The organism is Pseudomonas juntendi (assembly GCF_021560075.1).
GTDB lineage: Bacteria > Pseudomonadota > Gammaproteobacteria > Pseudomonadales > Pseudomonadaceae > Aquipseudomonas > Aquipseudomonas juntendi.
This window is the reverse complement of record NZ_CP091088.1, coordinates 1,928,308-1,946,381: the sequence shown is the minus strand read 5'-3', so window position 1 is coordinate 1,946,381 and position 18,074 is coordinate 1,928,308. Positions and strand designations below refer to the sequence as shown.

Below are 18,074 nucleotides of genomic sequence, written 5' to 3'. Positions count from 1 at the left end.
GCGTCAAGCCCGCATGCTCTCAAATGTGACCAGTGGGTCACCTTTTCTGCCTTTTCTCTCCTACACTCGGTTTTCGGCCCGCGATTTGCTCAATGGAAGAGTGACGAAAATAAGTCGAACTTTACGAAACGCGGGCAGGTCAGGAACTAAGTAGGCCAAACGCAACGGGATCCCCCAGCCTCGGCCACCACCCCTACCCGCTCAAACGCCTTCGGCCGGAACGCCGAGCGCGCGGTGCCTGTGCGCACGACCATGGGGCATGGAAAGCAGTACGTATTCAGCAAGCAGAGAGAACTAGCACGAAACAACGCCACGGGTGCCAGCACCCGGCAAGCATAGGGACGGAGAGAAGTATGATCAGTGCCGCTGTCGAGCCACACGTAAACACGTTCATCACCGAGAAGCGCGAACCGCTCACCCCGGATTTCGCCACGACAGCCAAGGCACCCGGCGCCCAGCGCCAGCACAACCCCAACAAGCGCAAGATTCTGTTCGTGACCTCGGAAATCGCCGATCTGGTCAAGACGGGCGGCCTGGGTGACGTGTCTGCAGCCCTGCCGCGCGCCCTGGCGCACCTGCACGATGTTCGGGTATTGATCCCGGGCTACCCACAGGTGGTCGAAAGCGACAACCCGATCCATATCGTCGGCGAACTGGGCGGCCACGCAGCCCTGCCGCCATGCAAGATCGGCCGCATGGACATGCCCGACGGCCTGGTCATCTATGTGCTCATCTGCCCCGAACTGTACCAGCGCGACGGCACCCCCTACGGCGCCAACAACGGTCGCGACTGGCCAGACAACCACATCCGTTTCGCTCGCCTGGGCCTGGCCGCGGCGGAAATCGCAGCCGGCGAAGGCATGATCCACTGGAAGCCCGAAGTGGTGCATGCGCATGACTGGCCGGCCGGCCTGGCGCCAGCCTACATGCACTGGCGCGGCCTCAACACGCCAACCCTGTTCACCATCCACAACCTGGCCTACCAAGGTGTGTACAGCCGTGGTTGCAGCCCCGAACTGGCCATCCCGGAACACGCCATGCAGCAGGAAGGCATGGAGTTCTACGGCAAGCTGTCGTTCCTCAAGGCCGGCCTTGCCTACTCCAGCCACATCACCACGGTCAGCGCCACCTATGCCCGGGAAATCACCACCCCGGAATTCGGCTGCGGCCTGGATGGCTTCCTCGCCAGCAAAGCCCAGCAAGGCCTGCTTGGCGGCATACCCAACGGTATCGACGAAAGCTGGGACTCGGCCACCGACAAGCACCTGCAGCACAACTTCAGCATCAATGACTGGGAAGGCAAGGCACGCAATACCCACGAAGTACGCCAACTGTTCGGCCTGGACGACTCCGACGGCCCACTGTTCGCAGTGGTTTCGCGCCTGGTTTACCAGAAAGGCCTGGACCTGACCTTGGGCGTGGCCGACTACATCGTCGAACAAGGCGGGCAGATCGCGATCATCGGCCGTGGCGAGCCGGAGGAAGAACAGGCCATGCGCGAACTGGCGCTGCGCCACCCAGGCCGTATCGGGGTACGCATCGGCTTCAACGAAACCGACGCCCGGCGCATGTTCGCCGGCAGTGATTTCCTGCTGATGCCCTCGCGCTACGAGCCCTGCGGGCTCAGCCAGATGTATGCCCAGCGCTTTGGCTCGCTGCCAGTGGCGCGCAATACCGGCGGCCTGGCCGACACCATCGAGTGCGGGGTCACGGGCTTCCTGTTCAACGAGTCGACCGTCGACAGCTACCGCGAAGCGCTTGGCCGCGCCTTCTACGTTTATGGCAAGAAGGACCTGCTCAACGCCATGCGCTGCCTGTCGATGACCCAGCCGTTCAACTGGTGCCAGGCGGTGGAACCCTACGCCCGGCTGTACGAAGACCTGGTCAAGCAAGCACAACTGAGCCACTACTGAGCGAGGGCTGTAAGATGCACAGGCATGGCGCACACTTGCTGGACGCCACGTCGGCGCGCTTCGCCCTATGGGCACCCGATGCGCGCAGCGTGAGCGTGGAACTGGAGCAGCAGCCGGCTATCGCCCTGCAGCCCGATGAAGACGGTTGGTTCAGCGGCGTGGCGCCCTGCCGGGCCGGCGACCGTTACCACTTTCGAATTGATGATGAACTGCAGGTGGCCGACCCGGCGTCGCGCTACCAGCCTACTGGCGTGCACGGCCCCAGCCAGGTGGTGGATGTGGCCAGCTACCCCTGGCAGCACCCGTGGCTAGGCCGCCCCTGGCACGAGGCGGTCATTCAAGAGCTGCACGTAGGCCTGCTCGATGGTTACCAGGGCGTAGCCCGGCAACTGCCGAAGCTTGCCGCGCTGGGTATCAGCGCAATAGAGCTGATGCCCCTGGGGCAGTTCCCGGGCGAGCGCAACTGGGGCTACGACGGTGTATTGCCCTACGCCCCGCAGCACACCTACGGCAGCCCCGAGCAACTGTGCGCGTTGGTCGACCAGGCCCATGGTGAAAAGCTGATGGTGCTGGTGGACGTGGTGTACAACCACTTCGGCCCTGACGGCAATTACCTGCACCAGTATGCCAGCCCGTTCTTCCGGGAAGACCGGCAGACGCCCTGGGGCGCGGCCATCGACTTCCGCCGCCCGCAGGTGCGCGAATACTTTATCCAGAACGCACTGATGTGGCTGTGCGACTACCGCTGCGACGGCCTGCGCCTGGATGCCGTACATGCCATCGACCAACCCGATTTTCTGGTGGAACTGGCCGAGCGCGTGCGTGCCGCAGTGGAGCCCGGGCGCCACGTGTGGCTGGTGCTGGAGAACGAACACAACCAGGCCACCCTGTTGCAACAGGGCTTCGACGCGCAGTGGAACGATGACGGCCACAACGCCCTGCATGTGCTGCTCACCGGCGAAACCGAAGGCTATTATGCCGACTACAAGGACCGCCCCATCGACCAGCTGGCACGCTGCCTGGCCGAAGGCTTCGTGTTCCAGGGCCAGGCCAACCGCCACGGTACGCCGCGCGGCGAACCCAGTGCGCATCTGCCACCCAGTGCCTTCGTACTGTTCTTGCAGAACCACGATCAGGTGGGCAACCGCGCCCTGGGCGAGCGCCTGACCCGCCTGTGCCCACCGCCGGCGCTGCGCGCTGCCACCACCTTGCTGCTGATGGCACCGATGATCCCCCTGCTGTTCATGGGTGACGAAGAAGGCAGTTGCCAGCCCTTCCTGTTCTTTACCGACTTCCACGACGAACTGGCCGATGCAGTGCGCGAAGGCCGCCGTGGCGAGTTCGCCCATTTCAAGGCCTTCGCTGACCCCGAGCAGCGCGAGCACATCCCCGACCCCAACGCCGAAAAAACCTATGCCGCATCGCGCCCTTACAGCAAGCAGGTGCTGGCCGGCTGGCATGGCCTGTATCAGCAGTTGCTCGACCTGCGCCGCCACCATGTGATCCCGCACCTGCCTGGCAGCTGTGCGCTGGGCGCCGAGGTGCACGGTGACAAGGCAGTCACCGCACGCTGGCAGCTGGGCAATGGCAACACCTTGCGCATCGACCTGAACCTGGCCGACAGCCCGCAGCCGGTCGAGCTGCCGCCACCGCCCTTGCGGTTGTTCGACAGCGGCGATGCACGCCACCCCGACAGCCAACTGGCGGCGTACAGCTGCGTGGTCAGCCTGCTTCCCCCTGCCCAGGAGCGCCCATGAGCGAAACCGCCCTGCACCGCTTGGCGAACCGCGTCGGGCTTAGCCGCGACTGGATCGACGCCAATGACCGCCCTCAGCGCGTGAGCGACCACGTGCTGCGCAACCTGCTCGAAAGCCTGGGCCACCCGGCCGGCGACGATGCGGCAATCGCCGCAAGCCTGCAGGCCTTGGAGACCGCTGACGACAGTGAGCACCTACCGCCCTTGTTGACGGCGGACCAGGGCCAGCCGCTGGACCTGTCACGCTATTTCAGCGCGGCCAGCGTCGCCCGTTGCACCCTCGAGGACAGCGCCACGCGTGTGCTGGAACTTGACCGGCAGGCCCGCCTGCCCGGTGAACTGCCTGTCGGCTACCACCAGGTCGAAATCGACAGCCGCCGTTTCACGGTGGCCGTAGCGCCGCCCCGTTGCCATAGCCTTGAAGACAGCCTTGAGCACAGCGCGCAGCAAACACCCGCGCGCTGCTGGGGGCTGGCGGTTCAGCTGTACAGCCTGCGCCGCCCTGGCGACGGCGGTTATGGCGACTGCCTGGCCCTTGAACAACTGGCCCGCTCGGCCGCAGAGCGCGGCGCCGATGCCTTGGCCATCAGCCCGATTCATGCCCTGTCGGCCATCGACCAGGAACATTACAGCCCCTACTCGCCCTCCAGCCGCCTGCTGCTCAATACCTTGTACGCCAGCCCCGCCGCCCTGCTGGGTGAACGGGAAGTGCGCATGGCCATCGAAGCCTGCGGCCTGGAGCAACAGCTGGAAGAACTGCAGCAGCGCCCACTGGTTGACTGGCCACGTGCCGCCAGCGCCCAGCTGCGTGTGCTGGAGGCGCTGTACCAGGGGTTCAGCCAAGGCAGCCACCCGCTGCGCGAGGACTTCGACAGTTTCCGCAAAGCCGCCGGGGAAGCGCTGGAGCATCATTGCCGCTTCGAAGTGCTGCAGGCCCATGCCGTGGAGCATGGCCTGGGCGCCGACTGGCGGCACTGGCCCACGCCCTGGCAAGACCCCTGTCACCCGCAAGTCCAGGCCATCGCCGAGGCCTACCCGGCCAAGGTGGAGTTCCACGCGTTCTGCCAATGGCTCACCGAGCGAGGCCTGCAACGCGCCCACGAGGCCGCCCGCGGCAACGGCATGAGGGTGGGCCTGATCGCCGACCTGGCAGTTGGCGCCGACGGTGCCGGCAGCCAGGCCTGGAGCCGCCAGGACGAATTGCTGTCGGGCCTGAATGTGGGCGCACCGCCCGACATTCTCAACCGGGCCGGACAAAACTGGGGCATTTGCGCCTTTTCGCCCGAAGGCCTCAAGCGCAACGGCTACCGCGCGTTCATCGAAATGTTGCGGGCCAACCTGGCGCATGCCGGCGGCCTGCGCATCGACCACGTCATGGGCCTGCGCCGGCTGTGGCTGATACCGCAAGGCGCCGAGCCCAGCGAAGGTGCCTACCTCAACTACCCGCTGGAGGACCTGCTGCGGCTGCTGGCGCTGGAATCGCACCGCCACCAGGCCATCATCCTTGGCGAAGACCTGGGCACGGTGCCCGCTGGCCTGCGCGAAGCCCTGGCCGAGAAAGCCGTGCTGGGCATGCGCGTGCTGCCTTTCGAGCAGCGCCAGCCTGGGCAGTTCACGCCGATACTGGACTGGCCCGACAACGCCCTGGCCACTACCGGTACACACGACCTGGCGCCCCTGGCCGGCTGGCTGAAAAACCGCGATATCGACTGGAGCCACCGCTTGCAACTCATTGACGCTGCCACCGAACTGCACTGGCGCCACGACCGCCAGAAACAACACGACGGCCTGCGCCGCACCTTGCAAGCCAACTATGGCGTGCTCAACGACGATGACGCCGTGATCGATGCCGCCATCCGCTACGTGGGCCATACCCGGGCGCCACTGGTGCTGGTACCGCTGGAAGACCTGTTGGGCTGCGACGAGCAACCCAACCTGCCAGGCACCACCACCGGCCACCCCAACTGGCGCCGGCGCTTCGCCCGCCCGGTGCATGAACTGCTCAATGACGACGATGCCGCGCGGCGCCTGGAGCTGCTTGCCCAAGCCCGCGAACAAGCCTGGGAGCGTGACCGATGAAGCCCTTGAGCGCCACCTTGCGCCTGCAGTTCCACAGTGATTTCACCCTCGACCACGCCGTGTCGCTGGTGCCCTACTTCGCCCAACTGGGCATCAGCCACCTGTATGCCTCACCCATCCTCAAGGCCCGTGCCGGTTCACGCCACGGCTACGACGTGGTCGACCCGACCCAGGTCAACCCCGAGCTGGGCGGCGAGGCGGCGTTGCAGCGCCTGGTCGCGGCCTTGCGCCAGCATGGCATGGGGCTAATCCTCGACACCGTGTCCAACCACATGGCCGTAGGCGGCGCGGACAACCCGTGGTGGCAATGCCTGCTGGCCTGGGGCCGGCGTAGCCCGTACGCAGAATTCTTCGACATCCAGTGGCATTCCAGCGATCCGCTGTTGGCCGGGCAATTGCTGTTGCCGTTCCTGGGCAACGACTATGGCGTGTGTTTGAAAAACGGCGAACTCCCGCTGGAGTTCGACAAGGACCGGGGCGTGCTGCAAGTTGCCCACTACCAGCACCGTTTCCCGATTTGCCCGATCGACTACGGCTGGATCCTGGCCCTGAGCCCGGACCCCGCCCTGCAGGCCCTGGCAGAGCATTTCACGGCGCTGGGCGAAGCGGCCACGCCATTGGCTGACGCCCTGCCCCTGCAGGCCGAACTGGCGCGCCTGGTGCAGCAGGGTGCCGACCTCGAATCGGCCCTGGTGGCGTTCGACAGCCGTGCCGAAAGCGGCTTCAAGCGCCTGCACCTGCTGCTGGAGCGCCAGACTTACCGGCTGGCCAGCTGGCGCACCGCCGCCGACGACATCAACTGGCGGCGCTTCTTCGACATCAACGAACTGGGTGGCCTGCGGGTCGAGCGCGCGGTGGTGTTCGAGGCGACCCACGCCAAGCTCTTCGAGCTGATCGAACGCGGCCTGGTGGACGGCCTGCGCATTGACCATATCGACGGCCTGGCCGACCCGCGCGGCTATTGCCGCAAGCTGCGCCGGCGCGTCGACGGCCTGCTGGCCAGTCGGCCGCTGAACGCCGCGGTCGAACACTTCCCGATCTACGTGGAAAAGATTCTCGGCAGCGGCGAACACCTGCACCTCGACTGGCACACCGACGGCACCACTGGCTACGAGTTCATGAACCAGGTATCGCTGCTGCAGCACGACCCGGCCGGCGAAGCACCGCTGACCGAGTTGTGGGCCAACGTCAGCGAGCGCCCGGCCTTTGCTGAAGAAGTGCGCCAGGCGCGCCACCTGGTGCTCAATGCCAGCCTGGCAGGCGACTGCGAGTCGGTAGCCCAGGCGCTGTTGCAGGTCGCCCGCAACGACCTGATGACCCGCGACCTGACCTTGGGCGCCATCCGCCGTGCCCTGCAGGCGCTGGTGGCGCACTATCCGGTGTACCGCACCTACTTCAATGCTTGCGGGCGCCCGGCTGAAGACGAAGTGTTTTTCCAGCAAGCCCTGACCAATGCCCGCCAGGACCTGGCCGAAGCCGACTGGCCGTTGCTCGACCAACTGGAACAGTGGCTGGGTGGCCAAGGCTGGCGGCAATTGCCGCCGGGGCGCGCGCGCAAGCAGTTGCGCCATGCCTGCGTGCGCTTCCAGCAACTGACCGCACCCAGTGCCGCCAAGGCGGTGGAGGACACGGCCTTCTACCGCAGCGCGCGGCTGCTGTCGCGCAACGATGTGGGCTTCGAGGCCGAGCGCTTCAGTGCCCCGCTGGCACACTTCCATAACGAAGCGCAACGGCGCCTGCGCGACTTCCCCGACAACCTGCTGGCCACCGCCACCCATGACCACAAGCGTGGCGAAGACACACGCGCCCGCCTGGCCGTGCTCAGCGAGCGGGGGCCGTGGCTGGCCAGCCGCGTGGAGCACTGGCGCGAGCTGGCGGCGCCGCTGCGTGCGCCGCTGGAGGACGGCCTGGCGCCCAGCCCCGGCGACGAGCTGATGCTGTTGCAGACGCTGCTCGGCAGTTGGCCGCTGGACCTTGACCTGCACGACGCCAACGCCTTGCGCCAATACGCCGAACGCGTGCGCCAGTGGCAGCAGAAGGCCCTGCGCGAGGCCAAGCTGCGCAGCAGCTGGAACGCACCGAACGAAGCCTACGAGGCGGCCTGTGCCCGCTACCTGGACGGTTTGCTGCTGGGCAGTGAAAACCAGCAGTTGCGCCAATCGGTGGCCGATGCCGCACAAGTGCTCGCCTGCCCCGGCGCCCTCAATGGCCTGGTGCAAGCCCTGCTGCGCATGACCACCCCGGGCGTGCCCGACCTGTACCAGGGCAACGAGTACTGGGACCTGAGCCTGGTCGACCCGGACAACCGCCGCGCCGTGGACTACGCTTTGCGGCGTGCCACCCTGGAAAGCGCCACCCCCGTGGCCGAGCTGCTGTCGCACTGGCGCGACGGCCGCCTCAAGCAGGCCTTGGTCGCCCGTGTGCTGGACTGCCGCCAGGCACATGCCGAGCTGTTCCGCCGCGGTGCCTACCTGCCGCTGACGGTACAGGGCCGGCATGCCGACAAGGTCGTCGCCTTCGCCCGGCTGGGTGAAGGCGAACGCGCCATCGTCGTGGCCCCGCGCCTGGCCAGCAGCCTGCTCGGCAGCGCGCCAACACCGTTGATCCCGGCACAGAACTGGGACGACACCCGGCTGGTTTTACCGTTTGCCGTATCACCTGCCAATTCGACGGGACTTTTCCCATGCGCGGCGGTCAGCTCATCAAGGGAGCTGATGTTGAGCGCCGTGCTGGCGGAGTTTCCGGTCAACCTGTTGATCCAACAATCTTGAGCATCAGGAGCGTTTCGATGAGTGTCGATGAAAAGCGTATTCGCGAATTTGCCTACCAGATCTGGGAGTCAGAAGGTAAACCCGCCGGCCAGGAAGACCGCCACTGGGAAATGGCTCGCAAGCTGGCCGAGGCCGAGGCCCTGGCACCAAAAGCCGCACCGCGCAAGCGGGCCCCTGCCAAACCCAAGCCGGCAGCCGAGCCCAAGCCGCCGGCCGAACCCAAGGTAGCGGCACTGCCGGGGGTTAAACCCGCGGCGGCGAAGAAACCAAGGGCGGTCAAAAAGCCAACTGCCGGTTAAACCGGTTTCGGCCACTTCGCGGCCTGCCCGCTCCCCCATGATCGCCACACGGCTGGCGGTCGTGGTTGCTTCAGGGGACCGGGCGCCACCGATAGGGCACCTGGGCAGCACTGCATCACTTCCATACCTTCCACCACGGCCATTTGAGGATTGCCATGAGCCCCCGTACCCCAAAGAAAACCCGCTCGGTTGCCCCAACCCGCATCCGCGAAGGCCAACCCTTTCCCCTCGGCGCCACCTGGGATGGGCTGGGCGTCAACTTCGCCCTGTTTTCGGCCAATGCCACCAAGGTCGAGCTGTGCCTGTTCGACGCCACCGGCGAGCATGAGCTCGAACGCATCGAGCTGCCCGAATACACGGACGAGATCTACCATGGCTACCTGCCCGATGCGCACCCTGGCCTGGTGTATGGCTACCGCGTCTATGGCCCGTACGAGCCGCAAAACGGTCACCGCTTCAACCCCAACAAACTGCTGATAGACCCTTATGCCAAGCAGCTGGTCGGCGAACTCAAGTGGTCCGAGGCACTGTTTGGCTACACCATCGGCCACCCCGACGACGACCTGTCGTTCGATGAACGTGACAGCGCCCCCTTCGTGCCCAAGTGCAAGGTGATCGACCCGGCCTTCACCTGGGGCCGTGACGAGCGCGTACAAGTACCTTGGGAGCGCACCATCCTCTACGAGGCGCACACCCGCGGCATCAGCATGCGCCACCCCGCCGTGCCGGAGGAGCTGCGCGGTACCTTCGCCGGCTTGGCCAATGACGAATTGCTCAAGCACATCAAGGACCTGGGTGTTTCCAGTATCGAGTTGTTGCCGATTCACGCGTTCGTCAACGACCAGCACCTGCTGGACAAGGGCCTGAACAACTACTGGGGCTACAACAGCATCGCCTTTTTCGCGCCCCACCCGCGCTACCTGGCCAGCGGCAAGATCGCCGAGTTCAAGGAGATGGTCGCGCACCTGCACGACGCCGGGCTGGAGGTGATTCTCGATGTGGTCTACAACCACACCGCCGAGGGCAACGAACGCGGCCCGACCCTGTCGATGCGCGGTATCGACAACGCCTCGTACTACCGCCTGATGCCCGATGACAAGCGCTACTACATCAACGACTCCGGCACCGGCAACACCCTCGACCTGAGCCACCCCTGCGTGCTGCAACTGGTCACCGATTCGCTGCGCTACTGGGCTGGCGAAATGCACGTGGACGGCTTCCGCTTCGACCTGGCGACCATCCTTGGCCGGTACCATGACGGCTATAGCGAGCGCCACGGCTTCCTCGTGGCCTGCCGCCAGGACCCGATGCTGAGCCAGGTCAAACTGATTGCCGAGCCGTGGGACTGCGGGCCGGGCGGCTACCAGGTGGGCAACTTCGCCCCCGGCTGGGCCGAATGGAACGACCGCTTCCGTGACACCGTGCGCGCCTTCTGGAAAGGCGATGAAGGCCAGCTGGCCGACTTTGCCGCGCGCATGACGGCCTCGGGCGACATGTTCAACAACCGCGGCCGCCGGCCGTACTCCTCGGTCAACTTCATCACCGCGCACGACGGTTTTACCTTGCGCGACCTGGTGTCGTACAACCACAAGCACAACGAAGACAACGACGAAAACAACCAGGACGGTACCGACAACAACCTGTCGTGGAACTGCGGCGCCGAAGGGCCGACCGAAGACCCGGCCGTGAACGCCCTGCGCATGCGCCAGATGCGCAATTTCTTCGCCACTTTGCTGCTGGCCCAGGGCACGCCGATGATCGTGGCGGGCGACGAGTTCAGCCGCACCCAGCACGGCAACAACAACGCCTACTGCCAGGACAGTGAGATCGGCTGGATCAACTGGGACCTCGACGAGGAAGGCAAAGAGCTGCTGGCCTTCGTCAAGCGCCTGACTCGCCTGCGCCTCACCTACCCGGTACTGCGCCGCTCGCGGTTCCTGGTCGGCGATTACAATGAAGCGATCGGGGTCAAGGACGTGACCTGGCTGGCGCCGGATGGCGGCGAGATGACAGTGGAGCAGTGGGAAGACCCGCACGGCCGCTGCCTGGGCATGCTGATCGATGGCCGCGCGCAGGTCAGCGGTATTGCCCGGCCCGGCGCCGAGGCAACCGTGCTGCTGATCGTCAACTCGCACCATGATGTGGTGCCGTTCAAGCTGCCGACAGTACCGGATGGCGACCACTGGAACTGCCTGATCGACACTGACCGGCCCGAACTGCGCAAGGGCCAGCACCTGCAGTTCGACAGCACCTTCGAGGTGAAGGGGCGCTCTATGGTGTTGATGGTGTTGCAACGCGAAGACGAGTGAACCGGGCAGGCGCGGTGGGCAGGTGCCCGCCGCGGCCTCTTCAGTGCCTGTGAGATCGAACGCCGCCACTGTCGAAGCGTGGCGCTAGCAATCATTCTTCATAGCGTCCGTGCGGGAAATAGCAAACGCCGCTATAGCAGCACGGTTTTTCTTTTGAATCAGCGCCTTGGTCACCCCCACAAAAGGTGAACGGGCCTTTCACATTTTCTTGACGCAAGCCCTCCCCTCTCCTTAGCTGAAGATTACCGAGCAGTAAGAATCTCGCGCCGAGCCTCTAGCGCGCGCCTTTGGGTGCGTGTGCCGAAGCGGGCGTGCTGGTTTGGGTCGCCCTCTGTTTTGCCGTACAGCCTGTGACAACAGACCAGGTCCTCAAGCTGTACTTCACAAGAGCAAAGGAGACCCGCCATGAAAACCACTTCGAGCCCCGTGCGCATCGACCGTCTTTTCTACGCGGTTTCCACGTCGCTGCTTCTGGCAACCCCGGTGGAAACGTTCGCGTATGAGTGGTCACAGCTTTATCCGCCCCTACCCCGCAACGGCACGCAAGCGCCCGAACCGCTCGCAGCGCCCGACCAGCAGCTGATGACCGGCCCCGAGCTGTTCGTGCGTGCAACGCCAGCAGGCGATGTGCAACGCGCCGGGAGGGTGGTCGGCCACAACAACCTGCAAAGCAGCTTCAATGGCATGCGCCCGCTATTGGGCGACAAGCCGCGCAATGCCGCGCAACTGACCGGGGAAAGCCAGGGCATGTACTGGAGCATGGCCCACGCGCAGGGCTGGCACCTGGATGCCGTGGCCGTGGGTTCGCGCATCGAGGTGGATGGCCGGGGTGACACCGGCCAACGGCCGGGCGACAGTGGCCACGCGATGACTTTCTCGGTGGAGGGCGGCTATCCGATCCCCCTGGCTGGCAGTTGGGTGATCGAACCCCAGGCGCAGTTGATGAACCAGCAGTTCTTCCCCGGCAGCCAAGGGCAGCACGCAACCCGGCAGGCCTTCGACAGCCAGCCCAGCTGGAGCGGCCGCGTCGGCGCCACATTGTCCGGGCGCTATGAAATGCGCGGCATGCCCCTGGAGCCTTATGTGCGGACCAACGTGTGGTATGACTTCAGCAACCCTGACGAAGTGAAGCTGGAACAGGTCGACAAGATCTCCAGTTCGCGCTTTTCGACAACGGTGGAACTGGGCCTGGGGCTGGTGGCGCGGGTAACGCCCTCGGTGGCCATGTTCGTCAGTGCCGACTACAGCAGCGATGTGGATGGCAATGACCTCAATGGGCTGATTGGCAGCCTTGGAGTGCGCATGCGGTGGTAGCCTGCGCTGGCCCTGGCGCCGGCAAACCAGCGGCAGGGCCAGCACAGCAGGTGCATCAGGCGGGCTTCATCACCAGCACACCCAGCGGGGGCAGGTTCAGGGCCAGCGACTGCGGCTGGCCGTGGCTGGCGATGTCTTCGCTGTGCACCAGCCCAAGGTTGCCGACATTGGAGCCGGCGTACATCTCGGCATCGCTGTTCAACAGCTCCTGCCAGCGCTGGCCGAACGGCACGCCGATGCGGTAACCCTCACGCGGAACCGGGGTGAAGTTGGCGACCACCAGCACGGGTTCGCCACTGCTGCTCCAGCGCAGCCAGGCAAACACGCTGTTCTGTGCATCGTCACCGATCAGCCATTGGAAGCCCTGTGGCTGGCAGTCCTGCTCATGCAACGCCGGGACTTCGCGGTACAGCCGGTTGAGGTCACTCACCAGGCGCTGCACGCCTTGGTGCTCAGGGTACTGCAGCAGGTACCAGTCCAGCTGGCTATCGTGGTTCCACTCCCGCCACTGGCCAAATTCGCAGCCCATGAACAGCAGCTTCTTGCCGGGGTGGGCCCACATGAAGGCCAGGTAAGCGCGCAGGTTGGCGAACTTCTGCCAGCGGTCGCCGGGCATCTTGTCGATCAGCGAGTGCTTGCCGTGTACCACTTCGTCGTGGGAAATGGGCAGGATGAAATGCTCGGAGTAGGCATACACCAGGCCAAAGCTCATCTCGTTGTGGTGGTGGGCACGGTGGACCGGGTCGTTCTGGATATAGTGCAGGGTGTCGTGCATCCAGCCCATGTTCCATTTGTAGGCAAAGCCCAGCCCGCCCTGCTCGATCGGCTGGCTGACCCCGGGCCAGGCGGTGGACTCCTCGGCGATGATCAACGCCCCCGGCACCTCATGGGCCGCCACACCGTTGAGGTGGCGAATGAAGTCGATGGCCTCGAGGTTTTCGCGCCCGCCGTGGCGGTTGGGCACCCACTCGCCGGCCTTGCGCGAATAGTCTCGGTACAGCATCGAGGCCACCGCATCGACGCGCAGCCCGTCGATGTGGAAATGCTTCAACCAATGCAGCGCAGAGGCCATCATGAACCCGCGCACCTCATTGCGGCCCAGGTTGTAGATCAGCGTGTTCCAGTCCTGGTGGTAGCCTTCCAGCGGGTTGTCGTACTCGTACAGGGCCGTACCGTCGAAGCGCGCCAGGCCATGTTCGTCTGTGGGGAAGTGCGCCGGTACCCAGTCGAGCAATACCCCGATGCCGCCCTGGTGGCAGGCATCGATGAACGCGGCGAAGTCCTCGGCACTGCCGTAGCGCGAGGTGGGGGCGAACATCGACAGTGGCTGGTAGCCCCAGGAACCGCCGAACGGGTGTTCCATGATCGGCAGCAGTTCAATATGGGTGAAGCCCAGCGCCTGCACATACGGCACCAGGCGCTCGGCCAGTTCCCGCCAGTTGTAGTAGCGCCCGACTTCGCCGGCCTCGTCCATTTCGCAGCGCCAGGAGCCGGGGTGCAGCTCATAGATCGACAATGGCGCGTTGTACGCATGACGCTGCGCCCGTTGCGCCATCCAGTCGTGGTCTTGCCAGGCATGGCCCAGCTCACCCGCTACCTTGGACGCCGTGCTGGGCGGCAATTCGGTAGCGCGGGCCAGGGGGTCGGCCTTCAACGGCAGGATGCCATCCTTGCCGAGCACTTCGAACTTGTAGGTTTCACCCACGCCCAGCCGGGGGATGAACAGCTCCCACACCCCGGCACCATGGCGCAGGCGCATCAGGTGGCGACGCCCATCCCAATTGTTGAAGTCGCCCACCACCGATACCCGCCGGGCGTTGGGGGCCCACACCGAAAAGCACACCCCGTCGACGCCCTCGACCTGCACCGGCTGCGCGCCGAAACGCCCGGACAGGTCGCGGTGGTTGCCCTCGGCAAACAGGTGCAGGTCCATGTCGCCCAGTTGCGGACCGAAGCTATACGGGTCCTCGGTCACCTGCTCGCCACCGGCCCAGCCGATCTGCAGCAGGTAAGGCTGTGCTGTATCGAGGTGCGCGGTGAACAAGCCTGGCAGGCTGCCCTGCGCCATTTCGGTGAGGAGGCGCCCGTCTTCGCGGGCAAGAATGCGCACATTCAGGGCGCCGGGGAGGAAGGCGTTGACCACCTGCCCGCCTGCGCCGTCGTCATGGGGGCCGAGTACCGCAAATGGATCGGCGTGTTCGGCGCGGGCCAGGGCATCGAGGTCCCGTTGCCGAAGGCCGCCGTTTTCACGCGTTGTTACGTTCATTCTGACTCTCCCCAGGTACTGATCAGTCCATGCAGGCCATGCAAAGGCACGGCCAGCCAACTCGGCCGGTTCTCGGCTTCATAAGTAATTTCGTAGGCGGCCTTTTCCAGGCAGAAAAGCTCCAATGCAGCGCGCTCGCCTTCCGCCTGCTGCCAGGCGTGGGGCATGGCAGCGGTGGCCAGGCCGTACGCCTCGATAAAGGCATGCCGCGACTGGTGCAGGTACTGCCGGGCCACCCGTTGCCGGGCTTGCCGTGCCGCCTCGGAAAGGTCCACCGTAGACGCGCTGCGCAAGATCATCGCAGCAGCATAGTCGAACGACCGCAGTACGCCGCTGACATCTTTGTAAGGGCTGTGTTTGGCCCTGCGTTCTTCCAGGGGCCGGGCCGGCTCACCCTCGAAATCGATCAGGTAGGCATCGCCCTGCACCACCAGCACCTGGCCCAGGTGCAAGTCACCGTGCACGCGCATCAGCAAGCCGCCCTCGGCCTGCTCGGCCAACTGGCGAACATGCTCGACCAGGCCGTCACGCTGTTGCTGCAGGTCGTCGACCAGCGCCTGGCTGTCGCGGTCCAGGTGATCGCGGTGCTGCGCCAGCAGGTCGAGGGCATGGGTCAACTCGGCACTGATCTGGGTCACCCAGCGTTCGCGGTCCGGGGCATCGCTTGGCCGCGGCTGGAAAGCCGGGTCATCGGTGGGTGCTGCCAGCAACACGTGCATCTCGCCCAGGCGCTGGCCGAACAAGGCGGCGAAGGCTGTGAGTTCGGCGAGGGCGTCAGTATGTGCCTCGGTATCCGAACGGGCGGGCTCCATCTGGTCACGGATGGCGCGCTCAAGCGTGTTCTGGGTCCAGGCCCAGGCATCGCCCTGGTTGCTCAGGTAGCCTTGGGCGATCATCAGCAAGTGCGGTGCTGCCTGCGCATCCACGCGGCTGACCCAGGCCAGCAGTGGCGAGATATTGGCAAAGCCGGCAGCGGTCAGGTACGCGCTCATTTCCAGCTCCGGGTGAATGCCCGGGTTGACCCGGCGGATCAACTTGAGCACCACGCGGTCGCCGATGACCACCGAGCTGTTGGACTGTTCGGCGCTGAGGTAGCGCACCTCGCTTTCTTCATTCAGCGCCAGGCCGGCCAGTTGCTCGGTGCAGTCGAAACGCAGCTCGCCGTCAGCGTCGCCGCACGCCAGCCGCGTGCTTTCCTGGCACGCACGCAATACGGCGCGGATGAACGGCTCGAGCACGAACGCATCGGTAATCAGACCCACCTGATGGGCCCGGCGCACCCGGGACAACGCCAGTTGCTGCGGCAGCGCACTGTTGATCTGCTCCTCGGGCAGCAGCCCGATCGGCAATTGATAACGGGTGGCCACGCCGTCACTGAGCACTTCGAGCTCGCTGAGTAATACCGGCGTAGTGGCGGTGCCGAAACGCACGCCATAACACAGCCGTACCTGGTCTATGGGCCCTTCCTTGCCCGCGAACCAGCGCCGTTTCGGCAGGTACTGGGGCAGGATGTTGGTTTGCAGGGTGTCGCTGGCAGGCGCCGCCAGCAGTTCTTCCATGCGTTTGCGCAATACCAGCGTAATCAATTCGGGTAACCCCTCGGTGGGCTGGGCGTGCCAGCTGGGCATACGGTCATGCGAAGCCAGCAGGAACCAGTAAAAGCCATAAGGTGGCAAAGTCAGCAGGAACGGCAGGTGCCCGATCGGCGGGAAGGCACTGCCGCCGAGCATCTCCACCGGTACTTTGTCGGCGTACTGTGACAATTCCAGTTCTGCCGCCTGGGCGGCGCGGGAAACGTTGGCTACGCACAGGATGACCTCGGTGTTGCCATCGGCATCGGTGTATTCGCGAATGTAGGCCAGGATGCGCCGGTTGCTGGGGCTCAGCGTGCGCAGCGTGCCACGGCCGAAAGCCTTCTGCTGCTTGCGCACCGCCAGCATGCGCCGGGTCCAGTTGAGCAGCGAGTGCGGGTCGTGGCTTTGTGCCTCGACGTTGACCGTCTGGTAGCCGTACAACGGGTCCATCACCGGGGGCAGCACCAGGCGCTGTGGGTCGGCGCGGGAAAAACCGCCATTGCGGTCCGGCGACCATTGCATGGGCGTGCGCACGCCATCGCGGTCGCCCAGGTAGATGTTGTCGCCCATGCCCAGCTCGTCACCGTAGTACAGCGTGGGCGTGCCGGGCATCGACAGCAGCAGGCTGGTGAGCAGTTCGATGCGCCGGCGGTCACGCTGCAGCAAGGGCGCCAGGCGCCGACGGATGCCCAGGTTGATGCGCGCGCGGCGGTCTTCTGCGTAGTAGTTCCACAGGTAGTCGCGCTCGCGGTCGGTGACCATTTCCAGGGTCAGCTCGTCGTGGTTGCGCAGAAAGATCGCCCATTGGCAGTTGGCCGGGATCTCCGGGGTCTGGCGCAGGATGTCGGTGATCGGGAAACGGTCCTCCATGGCCAAGGCCATGTACATGCGCGGCATCAGCGGGAAATGAAAGGCCATGTGGCATTCGTCGCCGTCGCCTCCGCCGAAGTACGGGCGGGTGTCCTCCGGCCACTGGTTGGCTTCGGCCAGCAGCATGCGGTCTGGGTAGTTGGCATCGATCTCGGCGCGAATGGCCCTGAGCACCCCGTGGGTTTCAGCGAGGTTTTCGTTGTTGGTGCCATCGCGTTCGATCAGGTAAGGGATGGCGTCCAGGCGCAGCCCGTCCACGCCCAGGTCGAGCCAGAAGCGCATCACCCCGATTACCGCCTTGAGCACCTGCGGGTTGTCGAAGTTGAGGTCTGGCTGGTGCGAGTAGAAGCGGTGCCAGAAATACTGGCCTGCCACCGGGTCCCAGGTCCAGTTGGACTTTTCGGTGTCGAGGAAAATGATGCGGGTGCCATCGTACTTCTGGTCGTCATCGGACCATACGTAAAAGTCGCGCGCCTTGCTGCCGCGTTTGGCGTGGCGGGCGCGCTGGAACCAAGGGTGCTGGTCGCTGGTGTGGTTGATGACCAGTTCGGTGATAACCCGCAGGCCACGCTTGTGCGCCTCGGCGATGAAGCGCCGGGCATCGGCCATGCTGCCGTAGTCGGGGTGCACGGCCTTGTACTCGGCGATGTCGTAGCCGTCGTCGCGCCGCGGCGAAGGATAGAACGGCAGCAACCACAGGGTGTTGACGCCCAGCTCGGCGATGTAGTCCAGCTTGCTGATCAGGCCGGCGAAATCACCGATGCCATCGTTGTTCGAGTCGAAGAACGACTTGATGTGCAACTGGTAGATGACAGCGTCCTTGTACCACAGCGGGTCGTCGATGAAGGCTGCCGGGCGGGAACGCTTGGCCATGGGTGACTCCTTGCATGTCTGTGGACCGTGTTGGCTGGCGTTGCGGCTGC

At 65.1% G+C, this 18,074-nt stretch carries 9 protein-coding genes; 7 read left to right on the top strand and 2 right to left on the bottom strand.

Features of this window, described 5'->3' with window-relative positions:
• Positions 1-353: 353 nt before the first annotated feature.
• The 7 genes from glgA (at position 354) to L1P09_RS08985 (ending at position 12,441) form a co-directional block, all read left to right on the top strand.
• A complete protein-coding gene (gene glgA, locus L1P09_RS09015) occupies positions 354-1,913 on the top strand; it encodes a glycogen synthase GlgA (RefSeq protein WP_054904814.1) in 1,560 nt (519 codons plus the stop codon).
• Between the two features lie 14 nt (positions 1,914-1,927).
• On the top strand, positions 1,928-3,670 hold the full coding sequence (gene treZ / locus L1P09_RS09010; protein WP_232891985.1) for a malto-oligosyltrehalose trehalohydrolase: 1,743 nt from the start codon (positions 1,928-1,930) through the stop codon (positions 3,668-3,670).
• The gene (gene malQ / locus L1P09_RS09005) at positions 3,667-5,748 is read left to right on the top strand and encodes a 4-alpha-glucanotransferase (RefSeq protein WP_232891986.1); all 2,082 of its coding nucleotides are present in this window, start codon (positions 3,667-3,669) and stop codon (positions 5,746-5,748) included. The genes treZ and malQ overlap by 4 nt, the downstream gene beginning before the upstream one ends.
• A complete protein-coding gene (locus tag L1P09_RS09000; protein WP_232891987.1) occupies positions 5,745-8,519 on the top strand; it encodes a malto-oligosyltrehalose synthase in 2,775 nt (924 codons plus the stop codon). The genes malQ and L1P09_RS09000 overlap by 4 nt, the downstream gene beginning before the upstream one ends.
• Before the next feature lie 17 nt (positions 8,520-8,536).
• Positions 8,537-8,818 carry a DUF2934 domain-containing protein gene (locus tag L1P09_RS08995; protein ID WP_029886657.1) on the top strand — a complete coding sequence of 94 codons (282 nt, stop codon included), beginning with the start codon at positions 8,537-8,539 and terminating at the stop codon, positions 8,816-8,818.
• A gap of 155 nt (positions 8,819-8,973) precedes the next feature.
• A complete protein-coding gene (gene glgX / locus L1P09_RS08990; RefSeq protein ID WP_054904818.1) occupies positions 8,974-11,127 on the top strand; it encodes a glycogen debranching protein GlgX in 2,154 nt (717 codons plus the stop codon).
• A gap of 405 nt (positions 11,128-11,532) precedes the next feature.
• Positions 11,533-12,441 (top strand): autotransporter domain-containing protein, encoded by a 909-nt coding sequence (locus tag L1P09_RS08985; protein ID WP_192439849.1) that lies wholly within the window; start codon positions 11,533-11,535, stop codon positions 12,439-12,441.
• 55 nt (positions 12,442-12,496) lie between these two features.
• On the opposite strand, the gene glgB is transcribed toward L1P09_RS08985, so the two are convergent.
• Complete coding sequence (gene glgB, locus L1P09_RS08980; RefSeq protein ID WP_235768735.1) at positions 12,497-14,707, bottom strand: 1,4-alpha-glucan branching protein GlgB; 2,211 nt, start codon at positions 14,705-14,707, stop codon at positions 12,497-12,499.
• A complete protein-coding gene (gene treS, locus L1P09_RS08975; RefSeq protein WP_235768734.1) occupies positions 14,704-18,024 on the bottom strand; it encodes a maltose alpha-D-glucosyltransferase in 3,321 nt (1,106 codons plus the stop codon). The genes glgB and treS overlap by 4 nt, the downstream gene beginning before the upstream one ends.
• Positions 18,025-18,074: the final 50 nt, after the last annotated feature.

Coding starts and splice junctions, on each gene's coding strand:
- glgA (WP_054904814.1), top strand. CDS start 354: ATGATCAGTGCCGCTGTCGAGCCACACGTAAACACGTTCATCACCGAG.
- treZ (WP_232891985.1), top strand. CDS start 1,928: ATGCACAGGCATGGCGCACACTTGCTGGACGCCACGTCGGCGCGCTTC.
- malQ (WP_232891986.1), top strand. CDS start 3,667: ATGAGCGAAACCGCCCTGCACCGCTTGGCGAACCGCGTCGGGCTTAGC.
- L1P09_RS09000 (WP_232891987.1), top strand. CDS start 5,745: ATGAAGCCCTTGAGCGCCACCTTGCGCCTGCAGTTCCACAGTGATTTC.
- L1P09_RS08995 (WP_029886657.1), top strand. CDS start 8,537: ATGAGTGTCGATGAAAAGCGTATTCGCGAATTTGCCTACCAGATCTGG.
- glgX (WP_054904818.1), top strand. CDS start 8,974: ATGAGCCCCCGTACCCCAAAGAAAACCCGCTCGGTTGCCCCAACCCGC.
- L1P09_RS08985 (WP_192439849.1), top strand. CDS start 11,533: ATGAAAACCACTTCGAGCCCCGTGCGCATCGACCGTCTTTTCTACGCG.
- glgB (WP_235768735.1), bottom strand. CDS start 14,707: ATGAACGTAACAACGCGTGAAAACGGCGGCCTTCGGCAACGGGACCTC.
- treS (WP_235768734.1), bottom strand. CDS start 18,024: ATGGCCAAGCGTTCCCGCCCGGCAGCCTTCATCGACGACCCGCTGTGG.